This is a genomic window from Coprobacter fastidiosus, from assembly GCF_982245605.1.
In genome coordinates this window covers 1-16,919 of sequence record NZ_CEVCIF010000014.1, presented here as the reverse complement: position 1 = coordinate 16,919, position 16,919 = coordinate 1, and the positions used below count along the sequence as shown (strand labels likewise).

Genomic DNA, 16,919 nt, shown 5'->3' with positions numbered 1-16,919 from the left:
AAATAATAAAAGAGCGATTTATTTTTGTTTACGAAAGATAAATCGCTCTTTTATTATCCCATTACAATTATTTTTTCAGTTTAATTATTTTTTCGACATTACTACCAGTCTTAACAATAAATATTCCATATCCGGGAACATTATCTTTATTAAAAGATGCTGCCGGTATAGAATAAATCTCTTTACCGTTTATATCATAAACTCGAGTTATATTTCCTGTTTTTATGTCAGAATAATTTACAGAATCTATACCAGAAATAATTTCTTCTAAGACAAACTCTCCTGCACGCTTTGTCAACATACATCCATTTGCCAATCCCGGAGTATAACGTATTTCTTTCCATTCACTCTCACCATTTTCAAGAAATGCCGTATAAATTCTATATGTTCCATCCGGCAAATCATCCGGCAATTTTGTATATAATCTAAAAATTGCAACCTTTCCAGGTTCAATCCCCTGTGAATAATCCTCTGTTTTCAATTCTCCAAAGTACCCTTCACCTTCGATCAGTACAGCAAATTTTCCAAAAACGGTTCTATCCGATTCATTGCAAGCCATAGGTGAAACATCCGAATCTATATATTTACCATATATATTAAAGCCACTAAACCCACTACTATTCGCAAGTTCACTATAATAAGGAATGTTCCCTTCCGAAGGTTTTGCAATACCGATAACCATATACTGCCCTACACTATAAGACTTATCCGACACCGGATCAAGCAACTTTATATTATACATACCGTCATAATCTCCACCCCACCCCCAATTTACATGCACCATGCCGTTCTCATCATACCCGTCAATAACAAAGGCATGAGCCGAATAATCTTCAGTTTGTCCTGCATACAATATTGGTCTTCCAGAATTCAATTCTTGTCGAATAAGTTCCATCCATTCATCCACACTATAATATGCTCTCCATCGCATTTGCGCATTTTCACTATACCCAAAATACTTATACAAAGCCGTACAAGCATTCTTCAAATCCGCACCACTTCCGCTTTGAGAATAATTCATATTTACAGCGACACCACAATGAAAAGCCAATGTAGCAATAATATCTGCCTGAATATCAGTATAATCATTATAATGATCCAACATTTGATTCCATTCGTAATGAGTATTCCCAAAGTCCGCCCTCAACAATAACTGTTGTCCATCATCACGAATCCATTCATACTCATTTGTTCCTATACCCTTCTCAGGCCATTTATGATAATACATAATTTGTGACATAGCTGTTGCAACACAACCTGAAGGCATATTTTCCGATATAGATGAAAGGGGACATTTTTCATTAAAAGGCTCACGTTGACTCCATGTACTACTCATCAAATAAGAAACAGCACTAACAGAACTTTTTTCTCGAAAAAATTTTTCAACATTTGTTTTCTGTTTTGTATTATTTGCTAATAATGCATTTACGGTTTTCAGCCACCAATCAAGACCTTCAGGAATTTTCTCAGAAAACATAGAAAATGAATACCCCAAAACAGCATCATAAGCATCATCATTGGCTACAACCACAAAACCTTTTTCATCCGAATATCCCATAATCGTAAGAGCATCCATCATCTTCACAGGTATTATATCCGATACAGCTTTAACTTTCATTTCAGACCGTGCAAGTATAGCCGCTGCAACCTTTTGTTTTTGAGACAAAGTCCGTTCTATCCCAAATATACTATTAACACCCAATAGCAATAAAACCACAATAAAAATTCTTTTCATATTAAACCCATAAAATAAAGACTTCCTCTACACTTTTACTATAGATTATTATATTCCATTTTAAGAATAATTCAAGATAATACATCATCCCATTAAAAGAAATGACTGGTCCGTTCCTCTACCCAAAGGCCAACTAATGATATTTTATTAAATATAATTAATCACATTGACTCCGAATTTATCAACTTCTATATTTGCAAATATCTCAAAGGTAAATTTTTAGCTCCATTTATTTTTTTAATATAATAATAAAAACACACCTTAAATATTAAATAAACAAAAAAAATCAGACATCTTGGTTTTAGGAATATTCCAAAGCACATACACTCAAAGTTTAGAAAAAATGCAATGGTTCAACGAACCTGAAAAATGGGAAATAAAAGATAATTCAATTTAAGTACTGTAGTAACACATAAAACAAGTGATTGGAGTGTTAAAACACCGGATTTTGTGTGGATAAAAGCCGTCAGACGCCTCGACGCTGTAGAAATATTCTATTCGTATGACAATAAAACTTATACGATGATGAGGAACGCTCATTTACAAGATAATACTCCTGTCATGGTCGGATTAATGGCCGCCAGTCCGGACGGAAACGGCTTCGATGCAAAATTCGAATATTTTAAAGTAAAGCATCTACCCGACCAACGTCGTTTAAAATGGTTGGAAAATAACAAATAAAACCATCTCTGACATGAGCCTGCTTAAATTTCTTTTCCAGAAAATTTAAACATCGGGAATAAATAAAAGCAGCCGTTATTATTCCTATAATAATAACGGTTGTCATTTTAATATTTGCTTAACTTTCTATCTCACTCAGTTCAAGCCAACGCATTGTTTTCTCATCGATCTCATCGATAAGTACACTAATTCTTTTCGATTTTTCTAACAATTCATCATTAGAAAGAGTCCCTGAACTAAGTTCTACTTCAAGATTCGATTTTTTCTCTTCCAATCGGGGAATCAATATTTCCAGCTCCTCAAATTCCCTTTTTTCCTTAAAAGATAGACGACGCTTCGATGTCGTCGTTACTTCACGTATTTGCTTCGCTTCATTCTTCGTTTTTTTATTTTTCTCGGAAACTTCCAGTTTTTTTTGTTCCTCCATTAAATTCTTCCATTCTCTATAATCACTATAATTTCCCGGAAAATCCTTTAGTTCTCCATTACCTTTAAAAACCATCAGGTGATCGACAACCTTATCCATAAAATAACGATCATGGGAAACTACAATAACACATCCTTTAAACGATCTGAGATATTCCTCAAGAATGTTCAAGGTAACAATATCAAGATCATTTGTCGGCTCGTCCAAAACTAAAAAATTGGGATTGTTGATCAACACCGTGCAGAGATAAAGTCTCCTTTTCTCTCCCCCACTCAATTTATAGATATAGTTGTATTGCGTTTCGGGTGTAAAAAGAAAATGTTGTAAAAACTGAGATGCAGATAAACGTCGCCCATCTCCCAATGATATTTCTTCTGCTATATTGCGTACGGCATCTATTACTTTCATCTGCTCGTCAAACTGCAACCCGTCTTGACTGTAATAACCAAAACGTACAGTCTCCCCAATTTCTATTTCTCCACTATCAGGTTGCAATTGTCCCATCAGCATTTTAATAAACGAAGACTTTCCCGCTCCGTTATTTCCGATAATACCCATTTTTTCATAACGGGCAAAAATATAATTGAAATCTTCCAAGATTTTCACATCTCCAAATCGTTTTGAAAGATGCTTTGCTTCAAATATTTTCGATCCGATATAAGATGACTTTACATCGAGTTTGACATTTCCAGTATCATGCTCCTGTTTGGCTTTCTTTTCAAGTTCATAAAAAGCATCTATACGATATTTAGCTTTGGAACCCCGAGCTTGAGGCTGACGACGCATCCAGTCAAGTTCGGTTCGCAACAGATTATTCGCACGGGCAACCTCTGCATTCTGCGCATCGATACGTTCTTGCCTTTTCTCCAAATAATAACTATAATTACCATTATATGAGTATAAAGACCGTTTGTCAATCTCCATAATCGAACTACAAACTCGATCCAAAAAATAACGGTCGTGAGTAACCATCAGCAGAGTAATGTTATTACGCTTCAAATATTCTTCGAGCCATTCTGTCATTTCCAAATCGAGATGATTGGTCGGTTCATCCAAAATTAACAGCTGAGGCTCTGAAATAAGAACATTTGCCAAAGCCACCCTTTTTAGCTGTCCTCCCGACAAATGTTCTATCTTCTGATCAAAATTATTAATTTTCAGTTGCGAAAGAATTTGTTTTGCCCTGTATTCATAGTCCCACGCTTTCAGGTGGTCCATCTGTTCTACCAATTCTTCTATACGACCGGAATCTCCCGATATCAAAGCTTCTTCGTATGCCGATATAACACCCACAACCTCACTATCGCTATGAAAACAGGCTTCGAGAACTGTTATACCTTCGGGAAAATGAGGATCTTGAGGTAGATAACCGATACGCAAATCCCTACGATAGACAACATTACCGGAGTCATAATCTTCTTTTCCCGTAATGATATTCAATAACGTAGTCTTTCCCGTTCCGTTTTTCGCAATCAAACCGATACGATCCCCTTCAAAAATCCCGAAAGTGAGATTCTCGAACAATACCAAATCTCCAAAAGATTTAGTCAATCCTTCTACCTGTAAAAAACTTATCATTCTTCTCAATCTTCTTTTAATGGGATAAAGGTAATCATTATTCGACATATTCTGGAGATTTGTTCGAAGTTATATTTAAAACAACAGGTCGGAAGAAAATGCAAAAAAAGAACCGACCAGATTACTTTATCAGAAAATTCTGACAGATTATCAATATATAATATAGGTGAAAAAAGTATGATCGAACAAAACAAATTTCCTAAAATCCTTTATTTTTGTAACAGACTTACTAATAGATTTCATGAATAAAAGGAAAATATTAATTATCGAGGATGACATAACATTTGCTCTAATGCTGAAAACATGGCTTTCTCGCAAAGGTTTCGATGTAACTCATACCGGAAATGTGGCTGATGCTCAGAAACAATTATCCAAAGGAGAGTTCGATCTAATACTATCTGACCTCCGATTACCGGATCAAGAAGGAATAATGCTGCTAGCTTGGCTAAAAAAGCAAAATTTTCCCGTCCCCCCTTTTATCATAATGACGAGTTATGCAGATATACAATCGGCGGTGCTGGCAATGAAATCAGGAGCATCAGATTATATTGCCAAACCTTTTAATCCAGAAGCATTACTAATCAAAATAAACGAGTTATTACAGCAAAAAACAGAATTATCTTCGGTCAATAACCATCAAAATGAATCTTCAGCTAAAGCTCCTGCCCCTCCACGATTCATGGAAGGGAAAAGCGAGCAGGCTCGTCAATTATACGAATATATTCGTCTGGTAGCTCCGACTGACATGTCTGTTCTTGTAAACGGAGCAAGCGGCACAGGGAAAGAACATATTGCACAAGAAATACACCAACTAAGTAAGCGCAAGGATAAACCGTTCATTGCGATCGATTGTGGAGCTATACCTCGAGAATTGGCTGCATCTGAATTTTTCGGACATGTCAAAGGATCTTTTACCGGAGCTTTAACTGATAAAACAGGAGCTTTTGTAGCCGCACAAGGTGGTACTCTGTTTTTGGATGAAATCGGAAATCTTAGTTATGAAGTGCAAGTACAACTCCTACGGGCGTTACAAGAAAGAAAAATAAAACCGATAGGTAGTAATCAAGAAATAACAGTCGATATACGTTTGGTTACAGCAACGAACGAAAATTTAGAAGAGGCTATTAATAAAGGTAATTTCAGAGAAGATCTATATCACAGGATCAACGAATTTACTTTGCGTATCCCGACATTGAAAGAACGCCAAGATGATATTCTTTTATTTGCTGATCTATTCTTAGATCAGGCAAATCAAGAATTGGGGAAACATGTAATAGGGTTTACTTCCGAATGTTCTGCTATCTTTTTACAATACAGTTGGCCGGGAAATCTACGCCAGATGAAAAACGTTATAAAACGGGCAGCTCTACTTGCATCGACAGACTATATTTCTTTATCTGAACTTCCACCGGAAATATACGAACATTCGGAAACCAAAACAGCAATGCCATTACGAAATGAAACAACAGAAAAGATCTTAATAAAAGAAGCATTAGAAAAAACAGGAAATAATAAATCCAAAGCTGCACGGCTACTTCAAATAGACAGAAAAACTTTATATAACAAATTGAAATTATACGGGCTCGAATAGTCTCCATTATCAATAATGGAAAGTGTAAATTGATTGTATATTTTACACTTATCTATCGTTTTATTATGAATTTAACATATATTATATATAAATCAACTATTTGGACAAAACTTTTCTCTCTTTCAAGAAGGAAGTTTAAAGAAAAAGCCTACCTTTGCAAAGATGGAATATAAGTAGAAGGTCAAGAGTTACCTTCTTACCAATCTTGTTATCCTTCTAAATACCTAAAACACACAAAAAACGCCGACACTATCCGTTACGATTGCAAGGCTCCTAAACATTCGGTCGGGGATGTATAGTCTTGCCGAGAGTAAAAACTCTCAGCCCTCTCTTTCACCATATATTTTATTATATAAAAAAGACAGGATCTTTACCTAAGTAAAGAATAAGCACAGCGCGACGCCCAAAATGAGCGTCGCGCTGTGCTTATTCTTTAATAAATATCTATTTACAATTCCCCATTCGTTGACGTACGACTTCATACATCATAACTCCTGCTGCCACTGAAACATTTAACGACCCTATAACTCCCATTTGAGGAAGAGCAACCATATCGTCACACAAACGCAACACCTCTTTAGAAACTCCTGTATCTTCTGCTCCCATTACAATAGCTACCGGTACTGTATAATCAATATCTGTATAATTGACTACAGCCTTTTCAGAAGCCGCTATGGTTCTAAATCCACTATTTTTTAAAAATCGTACTGCTTCAAAAACGGATGATTCACGACAAACCGGCAAATGGAGCAATGCTCCGGCCGAAGTTTTCACTGCATCGGCATTGACTGAGACACTTCCTCTCTCCGGTATCACAATCGCATTCACTCCGGCACATTCACAAGTTCGGGCAATAGCACCGAAATTTCGGACATCCGTTATACCATCGAGCAAGATAATAAAGGGATTTTTTCCCTCTTCATACAATCCAGGAACAATGTCATCGAGATGCTGATAAGTTACGGCAGAAATAAACGCAAGAACACCTTGATGATTTTTGCGGCTCATCCGGTTAATTTTCTCAATCGGCACTTTTTGTACCACGATATTACGTCCTCTGACAGCAGCAAAAAGCTCTTGAGCCAAATCACTCTGCAAATCTTTTTTTATTAATATTTTATCTATATCCTTTCCGGCCTCAACAGCTTCAATTACCGCTCGAATACCAAAGATCATTTCATTTCTTTCCATTCTTTAATTCTTTTTTATTTACGTAACAATTCACGTGCGTTAGATAAAGCAGCATCAGTCAATTCGACTCCACTCAACATACGGGCAATTTCCTCAATTCGCTCCTCTTCCGATAAACAATCGATTCGGGTTACCGTATCCAAATCGGTATCCGATTTATATACCCGATAATGAAATGAACCTTTAGACGCAACCTGAGGCAAATGTGTTATACTGATTACTTGCATATAACATGCCATATTTTTCATAATAACACCCATTTTATCGGCAATTTCTCCCGATACGCCGGTATCCACCTCATCGAATATAATAGTAGGCAATGCTACAGCTCCTGCAATCAACGACTTTATACACAGCATCAATCGCGAAATCTCACCTCCTGAAGCAACTTCGGCAACAGGCTGTAAAGATTGATTTTTATTTGCAGAAAACAAAAATTGCACTTGCTCTGCCCCATTTTCGTCTAAATCTTCTTTAGTCCTAAAAAAAACCTCAAAACGAAGATTTGGCATTCCGAGAGGAGTCGCCGCTGAAACCAGCATTTTAGAAAAGCACAAGGCTGCATCAGCACGCTTTTGCGATAATTCGCCTGCCATACGGCATAGCACATCCTTTTGTCCGGCAATCTTTTGCTCCAACAAATTTATCGCCTCATCAGAACTATCGATCATTTCAAGTTTAGCCGCCAGCTTTCGTTGAATTTCCAATAACTCTGAAACAGTCTGAACACGATGCTTTTGCTGTAACCGATAAATGGCATCTAATCTCTCCTCCACCTCTGCTAATCTTTCCGGATCAATAGAAACAGACTCTAATCGGGTTTCTATATCTTCAGCAATATCCTTAAATTCTATATAGAGTGTCTCTAAACGATTTTGAAGAGACTCAACAGACGGATAAATCCGGTGTAAGGAGCGCACACCGGAAAGAATATTCTTCATTAAAGAAAGCCCTCCGATATTCTCCGATTCGAAATATCCGGACAAAGTATATAATTCGCTTTTAATTTCTTCGGCATGTGTAAGCATCTCCTGTTCCTGCTCAAGAGTTTCTTGCTCCCCGTCAACCAAAGCAATTTCCTGAAGCTGTTCTAACTGAAAACGAATATAATCCTCTTCCTGACGGTTATTCTCATTCTCAATCTTTAGCCGTTCAAGGTCTTTAATAAGTAACTTATATTTTTTATATTCCTTATGATAATCGCTCAAAATTTGGTCATTATGAGCTAACACATCAATAACCTTCATCTGAAAACGACCATCTCCTAAAAGCAAGTTTTGATGCTGAGAATGGATATCGACCAATTGATCCCCCAATTCTTTAAGCTGAGCCAAAGACACCGGAGTATCATTAATAAATGCCCTCGACTTTCCTGACGCCTGCATCTCACGTCTTAAAATACAATTTTCTGGATCATATTCCAAATCATTATATTCAAAAAACGATCGTAATGAATAGGCAGAAATATCGAAGAAGCCTTCGATAACCGCCTTTGTCGCCCCAGATTTTACAGCTTTACTATCTGCTCTTTGCCCCAATAGAAGAGAAAGAGCTCCTAAAATAATTGATTTACCAGCCCCTGTTTCTCCCGTAACAACTGAAAAACCGGAATAAAAATCAATATCTAATGCATCAATGAGTGCATAATTGCGAATAGACAATTTTCGAATCATAGTTATTCTATTAGCGACTTTCCTCGCGAATTGCTTTCAAACGACTGTTTTCGGTAGGATATATACCTATCAAAATTTTATAAATATCTTCTTTTTCTTGCTGTGGGGCTTTAGAATATATATTAATTACTTCATCCAACTTGCTGTCGCTGAATATAGGCAATACCACCGAAGTAGAAGATTCGGAACGAACCTCTTTCAATTGATTGATAGCCTCTGTTATTTTAGCTCGCCCCTTATCCGCACTGACAGTCATCTCGTCCAGGCCTTTCCGATGATATGTGTACCACAATTGGCGGAATAATGCAGTTCGAGGTTCAATAAAAGCCGACATTAAAGCATGACGATTACGATTACTCTCAAAAGCTTTCCATCCGATTTCCATAGAAGATTGTCCCATCGCTACAATTTTTTCCGCCTTTTGGAAAAACACCGTTCCTCCTTCAGGAGAGAAACTGTCAAAATCCAATCCCAGAATCATATACACATAAAAATCTATCACTGCAGTAAGATTGCTCTCTAATGTATTTTCATTATATACCAAAGGTTCATACTCTTGATAATTAAATTCAAATTCCGTATCCCTGAAATTAAGCATTGCCGTAGAATAGGACGCATTATAAACCGGACGTCTCGATTGCACTTGCAAATCGCATTTATACCGATTATCTTCCACTTCATTTACTGTAAGCAAAAAAGTACATTCGATACGCTCGTTATTAGAAATTTGAGCATTACTCCATTTCCGATTATTAATATATTCCGAAATAGCTTGTTCTAACGTAGTAAAAACCTGCTTATTGGTACCTTGTATTTTATCGCTGTTGACTTGTACCCGACAATTTAATTCTTGTGCCGACAAAAAAGACGACAAAAGTAAAAAACACATGATAAAAAAAGATACTCGTTTCATTCTTTATTCTCCTGTTATTTCATATATCCGGATAAAACCGATATTATATCGGATGCCACTTCTTTTTTAGGCTTAACTTCAAACGGAATTTTTTCCCCGTCTCTTGTTAATATCGTAACTTTATTCGTATCGCATCGAAATCCTGCTCCGGCATCCTTCAATGAATTCAAAACAATAAAATCTAAATTCTTCCGCTTCATCTTCAACCGTGCATGCTCTTCTTCATTATCAGTCTCCAAAGCAAAACCCGCCAACACTTGATTCTGACGCTTTATCTTTCCTAAAGCAGCCGCAATGTCCGGATTTGGCTGCAAACGTAAGACTATATCATCTCCCGAACGTTTTATCTTTATATCACTACAATGATCTGGAGCATAATCGGCAACGGCCGCACACATTATCGCAGCATCAGCACCGGGATATTCTCTTAATGCGACATCATACATTTCCCGAGCAGATTCAACATCAATTCTACGGATCGAAGAATGATATGCTTTTAAAGAGACCGGACCTGCTATCAAAGTAACTTCTGCCCCCCTTGCTGCACACTCTTCGGCTAAAGCAAAACCCATCTTTCCAGAAGAGTAGTTACCTATAAAACGTACAGGATCGATCTTTTCATATGTTGGCCCGGCAGTTATTATAATTTTTTTTCCTGCCAACTCTTGCTGGACAGAAAAAAAGTTTTCAATAATTGCAACAATCTTATCCGGTTCTTCCATCCGACCTTTCCCTTCAAGATGACTTGCTAATTCTCCAACTCCGGGTTCTATTATATGATTGCCATACGAACGTAGTAAATCAAGATTATACTGAGTGGACGGATGAGCAAACATATCAAGATCCATAGCTGGAGCGATAAATACAGGAGCTTTCGCAGAAAGATAAGTCGTTATCAGCATATTGTCGGCAATTCCATTTGCCATCTTTCCGATCGTGCTTGCCGTTGCCGGTGCAATAACCATCGCATCAGCCCATAACCCCAAATCGACATGGCTATGCCAAGTACCGTCATTTGCCGTAAAAAATTCACTTACTACCGGTTTACCCGTTAATGCCGACAGCGTAACCGGAGTAATGAACTCCTTTCCTGCCGGTGTTATCACGACCTGAACTTCCGCTCCCTTCTTTATAAATGCACGCACCAAATATGCGGCTTTATATGCTGCAATACTTCCGGTTATACCCAATATAATTTTTTTTCCTCTCATCTCCAAAATAATCTTTATCAGAAAAAATCTTATATAAAAAGCCCCAATATTCTCTTCACGCCAATTATTGGTAGAAAAAAATACCGGGCTTAACAATCTTATTTATTAAAGGCTCTCAATTTGATGCTAGTAATCACATTTTTAGTATTCAAAGTAAAATCACCCTGCATCATCCAGCCATAATATCCGATATCCGTTTTAAAAACTTCGGCAACAGAACGTCCTTTATATTTTCCAAAATTAAAGACCTCCTCACCTTTATCGTTATACACTATACGACCGGCAAAATCGACATTTTTATTATGAGTCGAAAATTCTGCAAGTGCAGCTACATCATTAGGTAAATTCTCATAACGATCAAGTTGTGACTTCAAAACTTCATAAGTAGCCCGTGTATCAGCCTCTGCCGTATGAGCATCATTTAAATCTTTATCACAATAGAACTTATAAGCTGCTGACAACGTACGTTGCTCCATTTTATGGAAAATAGTCTGTACATCGATCATCTTTCGCTTTGAAAGATCAATATCGACCCCTGCACGCAATAGCTCTTCGACCAAAAGAGGTATATCGAAACGGTTCGAATTATAACCAGCCAAATCGCACCCCTCAATTTCACGAGCGATCGTTTTTGCAACTTCTTTAAATGTCGGACAATTTGCAACATCAGCATCACTTATTCCATGAACGGCTGTCGATTCAGGAGGAATAGGTATTCCCGGATTAATCCGCAATGTTTTACACTCTTCTTTCCCGTTAGGATATACTTTTAAATAACTTATTTCGACAATTCTATCGGTGGCAATATTAACTCCGGTTGTTTCCAAATCAAAAAAAACAATCGGATTTTTAAGATTCAGCTGCATTTAATTTCTTATTTGTTTAAAAATCGGTCAACATCATAGGCATCAGTAACATCAACAAATCTTCATTAGCCTGATTCTCTATTGGCAAAATAAGCCCCGCACGCGAAGGATCAGAAAGTTCTATAGAGACTTCCTGAGAAGAGATATTATTTAATATCTCAATAAGATATACCGATTTAAAACCGATACCCATAGAGTCTCCTGAATAACTGCAAGAAATGCTTTCTTCTGCCGATGTAGAAAAATCTATATCTTGAGCAGAAACGACAATCTGATTTTCACTCAACTGCAATTTCACCAAATTACTCGCCTGATTAGAAAATACGGATACACGACGCAATACATTTGTAAATAAAGCCCTGTCGATAATCAATCTATTGGGATTATTTTGAGGTATTACCGATGCGTAATTAGGGTAACGGCCTTCAATAAGACGACAATTCAAAACAAAATTCGATAATGTAAAGCATGCATTCTTATCATCAAAAGAGACCGTTACATCTCCGGCTTCTTTGGGTAAAATATTTTTTAAAAGATTTGCCGGTTTTTTGGGAAGAATAAACGATGCCTGGATTCCGGATTGTACCGAATCATTTTTACAACGAACCAACTTATGACTATCTGAAGCTACAAAAACAATATCCTCAGGATGAATATCCATACAGATACCATTCATTATCGGACGCAATTCATCATCAGCCGTAGCAAATATCGTGCGATTAATTCCATTCAACAATACCTGTGAACTGATAGAAAATGTTTTTGCCGTATCACTCAACGGAGATTTTTGAGGATACTCATCGCCATTCACACCAATAAAATTATACTTACCATTTTGAAAATACAAAAATATCTCCAAATTCTCATCATTGATTTCAAATGTCAAAGGCTGATCGGGCAATTCTTTTAACGGTTCTAACAAAATTTTTGCAGAAACAGCAAATAACCCTTGCCCTTCGGCTTCCAAAACTTCTATTGTGGTAGTCATAGTGGTTTCTTGATCCGATGCTGTCATGGTCAATGAATTACCTTCGAGCCGAAATAAAAAATTATCAAGAATAGCCATAGAGTTTTTTGTATTTATCACTCGACTGATCGCTTGCAAATGAGATAATAAAGCTGTGCTTGATACAATAAATTTCATGATGTTATATTTTATTTATTATTTCTTCTCAATCCCTCCGAAAAATATTTTTCCACAAATACGGAGTTCTCTTTATAGTGAACAAATGTAATCATTTTTTAGAAAATCGCTCTATCTTAAATTGAAAAAAGACATACGAAAAAAAAGAAATCAGATTTATTCACTACATTTGTTTAGCATCGATTTTTATAAATTTTCTACTATGAAACTAGATCGGAAATATTTCTGAATTTTCATCGGAATCCTATCTACTATCATAATAATTATTGTCGTACCTTGTCTAAGTCGGCACATATGATTATCCCCACACAATATGCTACACCTGAAAATAATTTCCTATCATGCATGAAAGTGGAAAATATTTTCGAAATATCTAACAACTATAAGTTACTACGAAAATCAATCAATTCACAGTACAGAATTCCCAAATGCGATTTTCTGTAACTTTCTTATTACAAAGAGACAATAAATATCATAATCTTACTTTATAAGCTACACCTAAAAAAGTATTCAATTTCTCAGGTGAAGTCAAAAGCATTTGTTCTTCACGCAACTTTAATTCTATAGACATCGACTTATCTAAACTACACTCAGCTCCGATTTCATACCATACACGTTCAGTAGCATTTCCACCTAAACGATTTAAAGTATTAAATACCTCTGCAGCAATAAACGGTTTCCAATTACATTGTCTACCGATTATATAACTGAATTGTGCCCTATTACGCCATTTATTATTAGGATTCCGAGAAGCATTTCTGGTATAAGTAGACTCAAAACGAGACAAAAGAGATACCGACAAGTGAGTAAATGTATATCCTCCGCTTAATCCTAATTGATAACGTTGCCGATGTATTCGATATCCTGTTTCGGACTGCTGGTTCAAATAGTAATAATATACATTAGCTTTCAAATAATTTTTCCATATAGAATAATGCAAACCAACAATAGGCATATAACGTTCATAACGAGTAAAATTCTGATTTATCCACAAATTTTGTTGCACTTGCGCACCAAATCGTTTTGTAAATTGCTTTTGTACAGTGATGCCGAACATCATCCCACTATCAAACTCTACAGCAGAAACACGATTAAAAAAAACAGCAACAAACACTATTATTAACGTTATTCTAAAACAAACAAATCTATTCATGATGATACGGTTCATTATTCAATATAGTCATAGCCCGATAAAGTTGTTCTACAAATATCATCCGGATCATTTGATGCGAAAAAGTCATTTTTGAAAGTGATATTTTCTCATTAGCAGCCTTATACACACGAGAGGAAAAACCGTATGGCCCACCTACAATAAAAACAAGTCTTTTAGGAACTACATGTGTTTTCCGTTCAATATAAGCAGCAAACTGCACAGAAGAATATTCTTTACCCCGTTCGTCTAATAAAACCAAATAATCTCCCGATTGCAAAAATTTAAAAATCTGATCGGCCTCTTTCTCTTTCTGCTGGTCAAAACTCAAATTCTTCATATTTTTCAAATCAGGTATTACTTCCATATCAAAAGAGATATAGTGCCTTAATCGCTCACTATATTCTTTAATTGCTTCTGAAAAATAAGATTCAGTAGTTTTTCCGACAACTAAAAGGAGTATTTTCATCTTATAGATATGATATTCCCGCTTTTTGTTTACATTTGCATTTAAGTAATAAAAATCGATCCGGATATTTTCCTTTTTTTGGGGAGCAAAGGTAATAAAATTTTACAGAAAGTTCTAAGGATTGACAACTCATAAAATAATAATGCTATGAAGCTAAAAGTTATTACACTATTGATTTTCGGTCTAATCATAACGGGAACTACTCTGTCTCAAAATATACCGAATGATATTCCTAAAGCTTTTAAAACCGGAGATGTTCAATGTCTCGAAAAATACATGGAAGATAAAATACTTCTAACTATATCAGGCATAAAACAACAATTGCCTCGTCCAAAAGCAAAAGAAAAACTATCAGCATTCTTTTCTAAAAATAAACCGACAGATTTTAAAACGATCCACCAAAGCGAACAAAACAACTCAGGATACATGATCGGAAAACTTACCTCTGACAATCATGAATTCAGAGTACACATTTTAATGAAAATAACAGATAAAAAATATATTATAAACCAATTAAGAATAGAAAATTTCTAATGGACAAATTAATTGATGATTTAATAAAATTGGCATTCGCCGAAGATATAGGCGATGGAGATCATACAACTTTGTGTTGTATTCCAGAAAACGCTATGGGTAAATCTAAATTACTAATCAAAGAAGAAGGCATTCTAGCTGGCGTAGAGATGGCTCAACGCATTTTTAAAGATTTCGATCCTAATCTAAAGATGGAAATATTTATCAAAGATGGAACAGCTGTTAAACCGGGAGATATAGCCTTTACTGTAGAAGGAAAAGTCAGATCCCTTCTGCAAACCGAACGTCTAATGTTGAACGTAATGCAGCGAATGAGTGGAATAGCAACCGTTACAAATAAATATGTAAAACGATTAGAAGGTCTTCATACCCGCATATTAGATACTCGTAAAACAACACCGGGATTGCGCATGATCGAAAAAGCGGCTGTAAAAATCGGAGGTGGAGTAAACCACAGAATCGGACTTTTCGATATGATTTTACTTAAAGATAATCACATAGACTTTGCCGGAGGCATAGAAAAAGCTATAACACGTGCAAAAGAATACTTGAAGGAAAAAGGAAAAGATCTGAAAATAGAAATCGAAGTCCGCAACATGGACGAACTCGAAGAAGTTATGCGTATCGGAGGCATAGATCGTATCATGTTAGACAACTTTACTCCTGAACTTACGCGTAAAGCTGTAAAACGAATCGGAGGAAAATACGAAACAGAATCATCCGGAGGAATTACTTTCGACACGATTAGGGATTATGCAGAATGCGGTGTAGATTTTATATCAGTAGGAGCATTAACTCATTCTGTCAAAGGGTTAGACATGAGTTTTAAAGCCTGCTAAAAATAAACTTTATGAAGAAACTGATCATCTCCTTTATTTTTAGTATTTGCACAATTGGGAATATATTCTGCTCTGAGATAGGGAAAAGAAGAGAACCTATTTTTCATTACCCGGGATATACGATCGAAAGCTCTGATAACGAATATAAAATCTATAAAGGGAATCCGGCTTTCTCTTCAAATTTGGTTTATACAATTGAGTTTTCCAACAAAAATTACAAAATATTTAAAGGTAGTTCCGCTTTTTCTTCAAATCTAATTTATGCAGTAGAAGCAGATAATAAAGGTTACAGAATTTATAAAGGAGATACAGATTTTTCTTCAAACCTTATTTATGCATTGGTATATACAAACGAAGGATATAAAATTTATAAAGGAGATCCTTCGTTTATGTCTAATTTAACATATACGGTAGAATATACAGATGAATATTACAAAGTTTACAAAGGTGATTCGTCTTTTTCATCTAACTTAATTTATTATATAAACCGTGAAGCATTAGAATTTTTTGAAGACAATAAAATCCGACAAAATAATAAAATATTCAATCAATTTTTATTTCAACCGCAGCTACTCAAAAATAATAAACAAAAAGATAATCTGTCAAATTCTATCATTTACTCTTTAATAGACTCATTAATAGAGAGACAATAATAATAATAATAATTAATCGTTTTTGTTTATTTAGCCTGAACAGCCGTTTACTTTACAAACGGCTCTTTTTTTATTTTACAGGACAATAGGGAAAGCATACCGTCATTTCTCACTGCCGAGAGGCCTGCTCTGCGGAGAGTTTTCCCCACCCCCCCGGACAAGGGAGAGGATGATACAAAGGGGAGAAAGAGGGGGGGACAAAAAAAAGGGGGGAGACGATCTTTTCTCGTCTCCCCTTCCTATCTAAAATCGGCGGCTACCTAC

13 protein-coding genes and 3 pseudogenes are annotated in these 16,919 nt (G+C 36.0%); 5 read left to right on the top strand and 11 right to left on the bottom strand.

Translation table 11 applies throughout. From position 1 onward, the window contains the following. Window positions 1-67: 67 nt before the first annotated feature. On the bottom strand, window positions 68-1,735 hold the full coding sequence (locus AC0UMU_RS05170; RefSeq protein ID WP_288641695.1) for a C10 family peptidase: 1,668 nt from the start codon (window positions 1,733-1,735) through the stop codon (window positions 68-70). Between the two features lie 265 nt (window positions 1,736-2,000). Between AC0UMU_RS05170 and AC0UMU_RS05165 the strand changes: the two are divergent. Continuing rightward, window positions 2,001-2,416 (top strand): annotated as a pseudogene (locus AC0UMU_RS05165) (DUF1349 domain-containing protein). A gap of 118 nt (window positions 2,417-2,534) precedes the next feature. Here AC0UMU_RS05165 and AC0UMU_RS05160 read toward each other — a convergent pair. Together AC0UMU_RS05160 and AC0UMU_RS05155 are read right to left on the bottom strand one after the other, a co-directional pair. Further along, window positions 2,535-2,753 (bottom strand): annotated as a pseudogene (locus AC0UMU_RS05160) (ABC transporter C-terminal domain-containing protein); the annotation flags it as partial. Between the two features lie 95 nt (window positions 2,754-2,848). After that, a pseudogene (locus tag AC0UMU_RS05155) lies at window positions 2,849-4,421 on the bottom strand (ABC-F family ATP-binding cassette domain-containing protein); the annotation flags it as partial. Between the two features lie 241 nt (window positions 4,422-4,662). Here AC0UMU_RS05155 and AC0UMU_RS05150 point away from each other — a divergent pair. Next, a complete protein-coding gene (locus AC0UMU_RS05150) occupies window positions 4,663-6,012 on the top strand; it encodes a sigma-54-dependent transcriptional regulator (protein ID WP_039928723.1) in 1,350 nt (449 codons plus the stop codon). 444 nt (window positions 6,013-6,456) lie between these two features. Here the strand turns inward: AC0UMU_RS05150 and rlmB are convergent, their stop codons facing one another. The 8 genes from rlmB to rlmH all read right to left on the bottom strand — a co-directional run bounded on the left by rlmB (window position 6,457) and on the right by rlmH (window position 14,629). Further along, window positions 6,457-7,203: a 23S rRNA (guanosine(2251)-2'-O)-methyltransferase RlmB gene (gene rlmB / locus AC0UMU_RS05145; RefSeq protein ID WP_022390658.1), complete on the bottom strand. Its 747-nt coding sequence runs from the start codon at window positions 7,201-7,203 to the stop codon at window positions 6,457-6,459. A gap of 14 nt (window positions 7,204-7,217) precedes the next feature. Continuing rightward, window positions 7,218-8,876 (bottom strand): DNA repair protein RecN, encoded by a 1,659-nt coding sequence (recN, locus tag AC0UMU_RS05140; protein ID WP_009319235.1) that lies wholly within the window; start codon window positions 8,874-8,876, stop codon window positions 7,218-7,220. A 10-nt stretch (window positions 8,877-8,886) separates the two neighbouring features. Next, complete coding sequence (gene porD, locus AC0UMU_RS05135; protein ID WP_009319234.1) at window positions 8,887-9,789, bottom strand: type IX secretion system protein PorD; 903 nt, start codon at window positions 9,787-9,789, stop codon at window positions 8,887-8,889. Window positions 9,790-9,803: 14 nt separating this feature from the next. Next, entirely contained in the window at window positions 9,804-11,000 is a 1,197-nt protein-coding gene (gene coaBC, locus AC0UMU_RS05130) for a bifunctional phosphopantothenoylcysteine decarboxylase/phosphopantothenate--cysteine ligase CoaBC (RefSeq protein WP_278714511.1), read from the bottom strand. Window positions 11,001-11,098: 98 nt separating this feature from the next. Then, a complete protein-coding gene (locus AC0UMU_RS05125) occupies window positions 11,099-11,866 on the bottom strand; it encodes a 3'-5' exonuclease (RefSeq protein WP_009319232.1) in 768 nt (255 codons plus the stop codon). Between the two features lie 16 nt (window positions 11,867-11,882). Further along, on the bottom strand, window positions 11,883-13,010 hold the full coding sequence (gene dnaN / locus AC0UMU_RS05120) for a DNA polymerase III subunit beta (RefSeq protein WP_009319231.1): 1,128 nt from the start codon (window positions 13,008-13,010) through the stop codon (window positions 11,883-11,885). A gap of 472 nt (window positions 13,011-13,482) precedes the next feature. Continuing rightward, a complete protein-coding gene (locus tag AC0UMU_RS05115) occupies window positions 13,483-14,163 on the bottom strand; it encodes a DUF2490 domain-containing protein (RefSeq protein WP_278714509.1) in 681 nt (226 codons plus the stop codon). After that, window positions 14,156-14,629, bottom strand: coding sequence for a 23S rRNA (pseudouridine(1915)-N(3))-methyltransferase RlmH (gene rlmH, locus AC0UMU_RS05110; protein ID WP_009319229.1), 474 nt, complete (start codon window positions 14,627-14,629; stop codon window positions 14,156-14,158). The genes AC0UMU_RS05115 and rlmH overlap by 8 nt, the downstream gene beginning before the upstream one ends. Window positions 14,630-14,776: 147 nt before the next feature. Here rlmH and AC0UMU_RS05105 point away from each other — a divergent pair, with 147 nt between their 5' ends. Genes AC0UMU_RS05105 through AC0UMU_RS05095 form a run of 3 tightly spaced genes read left to right on the top strand, consistent with a single transcriptional unit; the run spans window position 14,777 to window position 16,655 of the window. Further along, on the top strand, window positions 14,777-15,163 hold the full coding sequence (locus AC0UMU_RS05105; protein ID WP_122337343.1) for a DUF4783 domain-containing protein: 387 nt from the start codon (window positions 14,777-14,779) through the stop codon (window positions 15,161-15,163). Further along, window positions 15,163-16,002: a carboxylating nicotinate-nucleotide diphosphorylase gene (gene nadC / locus AC0UMU_RS05100; RefSeq protein ID WP_009319227.1), complete on the top strand. Its 840-nt coding sequence runs from the start codon at window positions 15,163-15,165 to the stop codon at window positions 16,000-16,002. The genes AC0UMU_RS05105 and nadC overlap by 1 nt, the downstream gene beginning before the upstream one ends. 11 nt (window positions 16,003-16,013) lie before the next feature. Continuing rightward, window positions 16,014-16,655 carry a hypothetical protein gene (locus AC0UMU_RS05095; protein WP_022390661.1) on the top strand — a complete coding sequence of 214 codons (642 nt, stop codon included), beginning with the start codon at window positions 16,014-16,016 and terminating at the stop codon, window positions 16,653-16,655. Window positions 16,656-16,919: the final 264 nt, after the last annotated feature.

Bases quoted from the DNA above. Each gene is read 5' to 3' on its own strand.
- AC0UMU_RS05170 (WP_288641695.1), bottom strand. From the start codon at position 1,735: ATGAAAAGAATTTTTATTGTGGTTTTATTGCTATTGGGTGTTAATAGT.
- AC0UMU_RS05150 (WP_039928723.1), top strand. From the start codon at position 4,663: ATGAATAAAAGGAAAATATTAATTATCGAGGATGACATAACATTTGCT.
- rlmB (WP_022390658.1), bottom strand. From the start codon at position 7,203: ATGGAAAGAAATGAAATGATCTTTGGTATTCGAGCGGTAATTGAAGCT.
- recN (WP_009319235.1), bottom strand. From the start codon at position 8,876: ATGATTCGAAAATTGTCTATTCGCAATTATGCACTCATTGATGCATTA.
- porD (WP_009319234.1), bottom strand. From the start codon at position 9,789: ATGAAACGAGTATCTTTTTTTATCATGTGTTTTTTACTTTTGTCGTCT.
- coaBC (WP_278714511.1), bottom strand. From the start codon at position 11,000: ATGAGAGGAAAAAAAATTATATTGGGTATAACCGGAAGTATTGCAGCA.
- AC0UMU_RS05125 (WP_009319232.1), bottom strand. From the start codon at position 11,866: ATGCAGCTGAATCTTAAAAATCCGATTGTTTTTTTTGATTTGGAAACA.
- dnaN (WP_009319231.1), bottom strand. From the start codon at position 13,010: ATGAAATTTATTGTATCAAGCACAGCTTTATTATCTCATTTGCAAGCG.
- AC0UMU_RS05115 (WP_278714509.1), bottom strand. From the start codon at position 14,163: ATGAATAGATTTGTTTGTTTTAGAATAACGTTAATAATAGTGTTTGTT.
- rlmH (WP_009319229.1), bottom strand. From the start codon at position 14,629: ATGAAAATACTCCTTTTAGTTGTCGGAAAAACTACTGAATCTTATTTT.
- AC0UMU_RS05105 (WP_122337343.1), top strand. From the start codon at position 14,777: ATGAAGCTAAAAGTTATTACACTATTGATTTTCGGTCTAATCATAACG.
- nadC (WP_009319227.1), top strand. From the start codon at position 15,163: ATGGACAAATTAATTGATGATTTAATAAAATTGGCATTCGCCGAAGAT.
- AC0UMU_RS05095 (WP_022390661.1), top strand. From the start codon at position 16,014: ATGAAGAAACTGATCATCTCCTTTATTTTTAGTATTTGCACAATTGGG.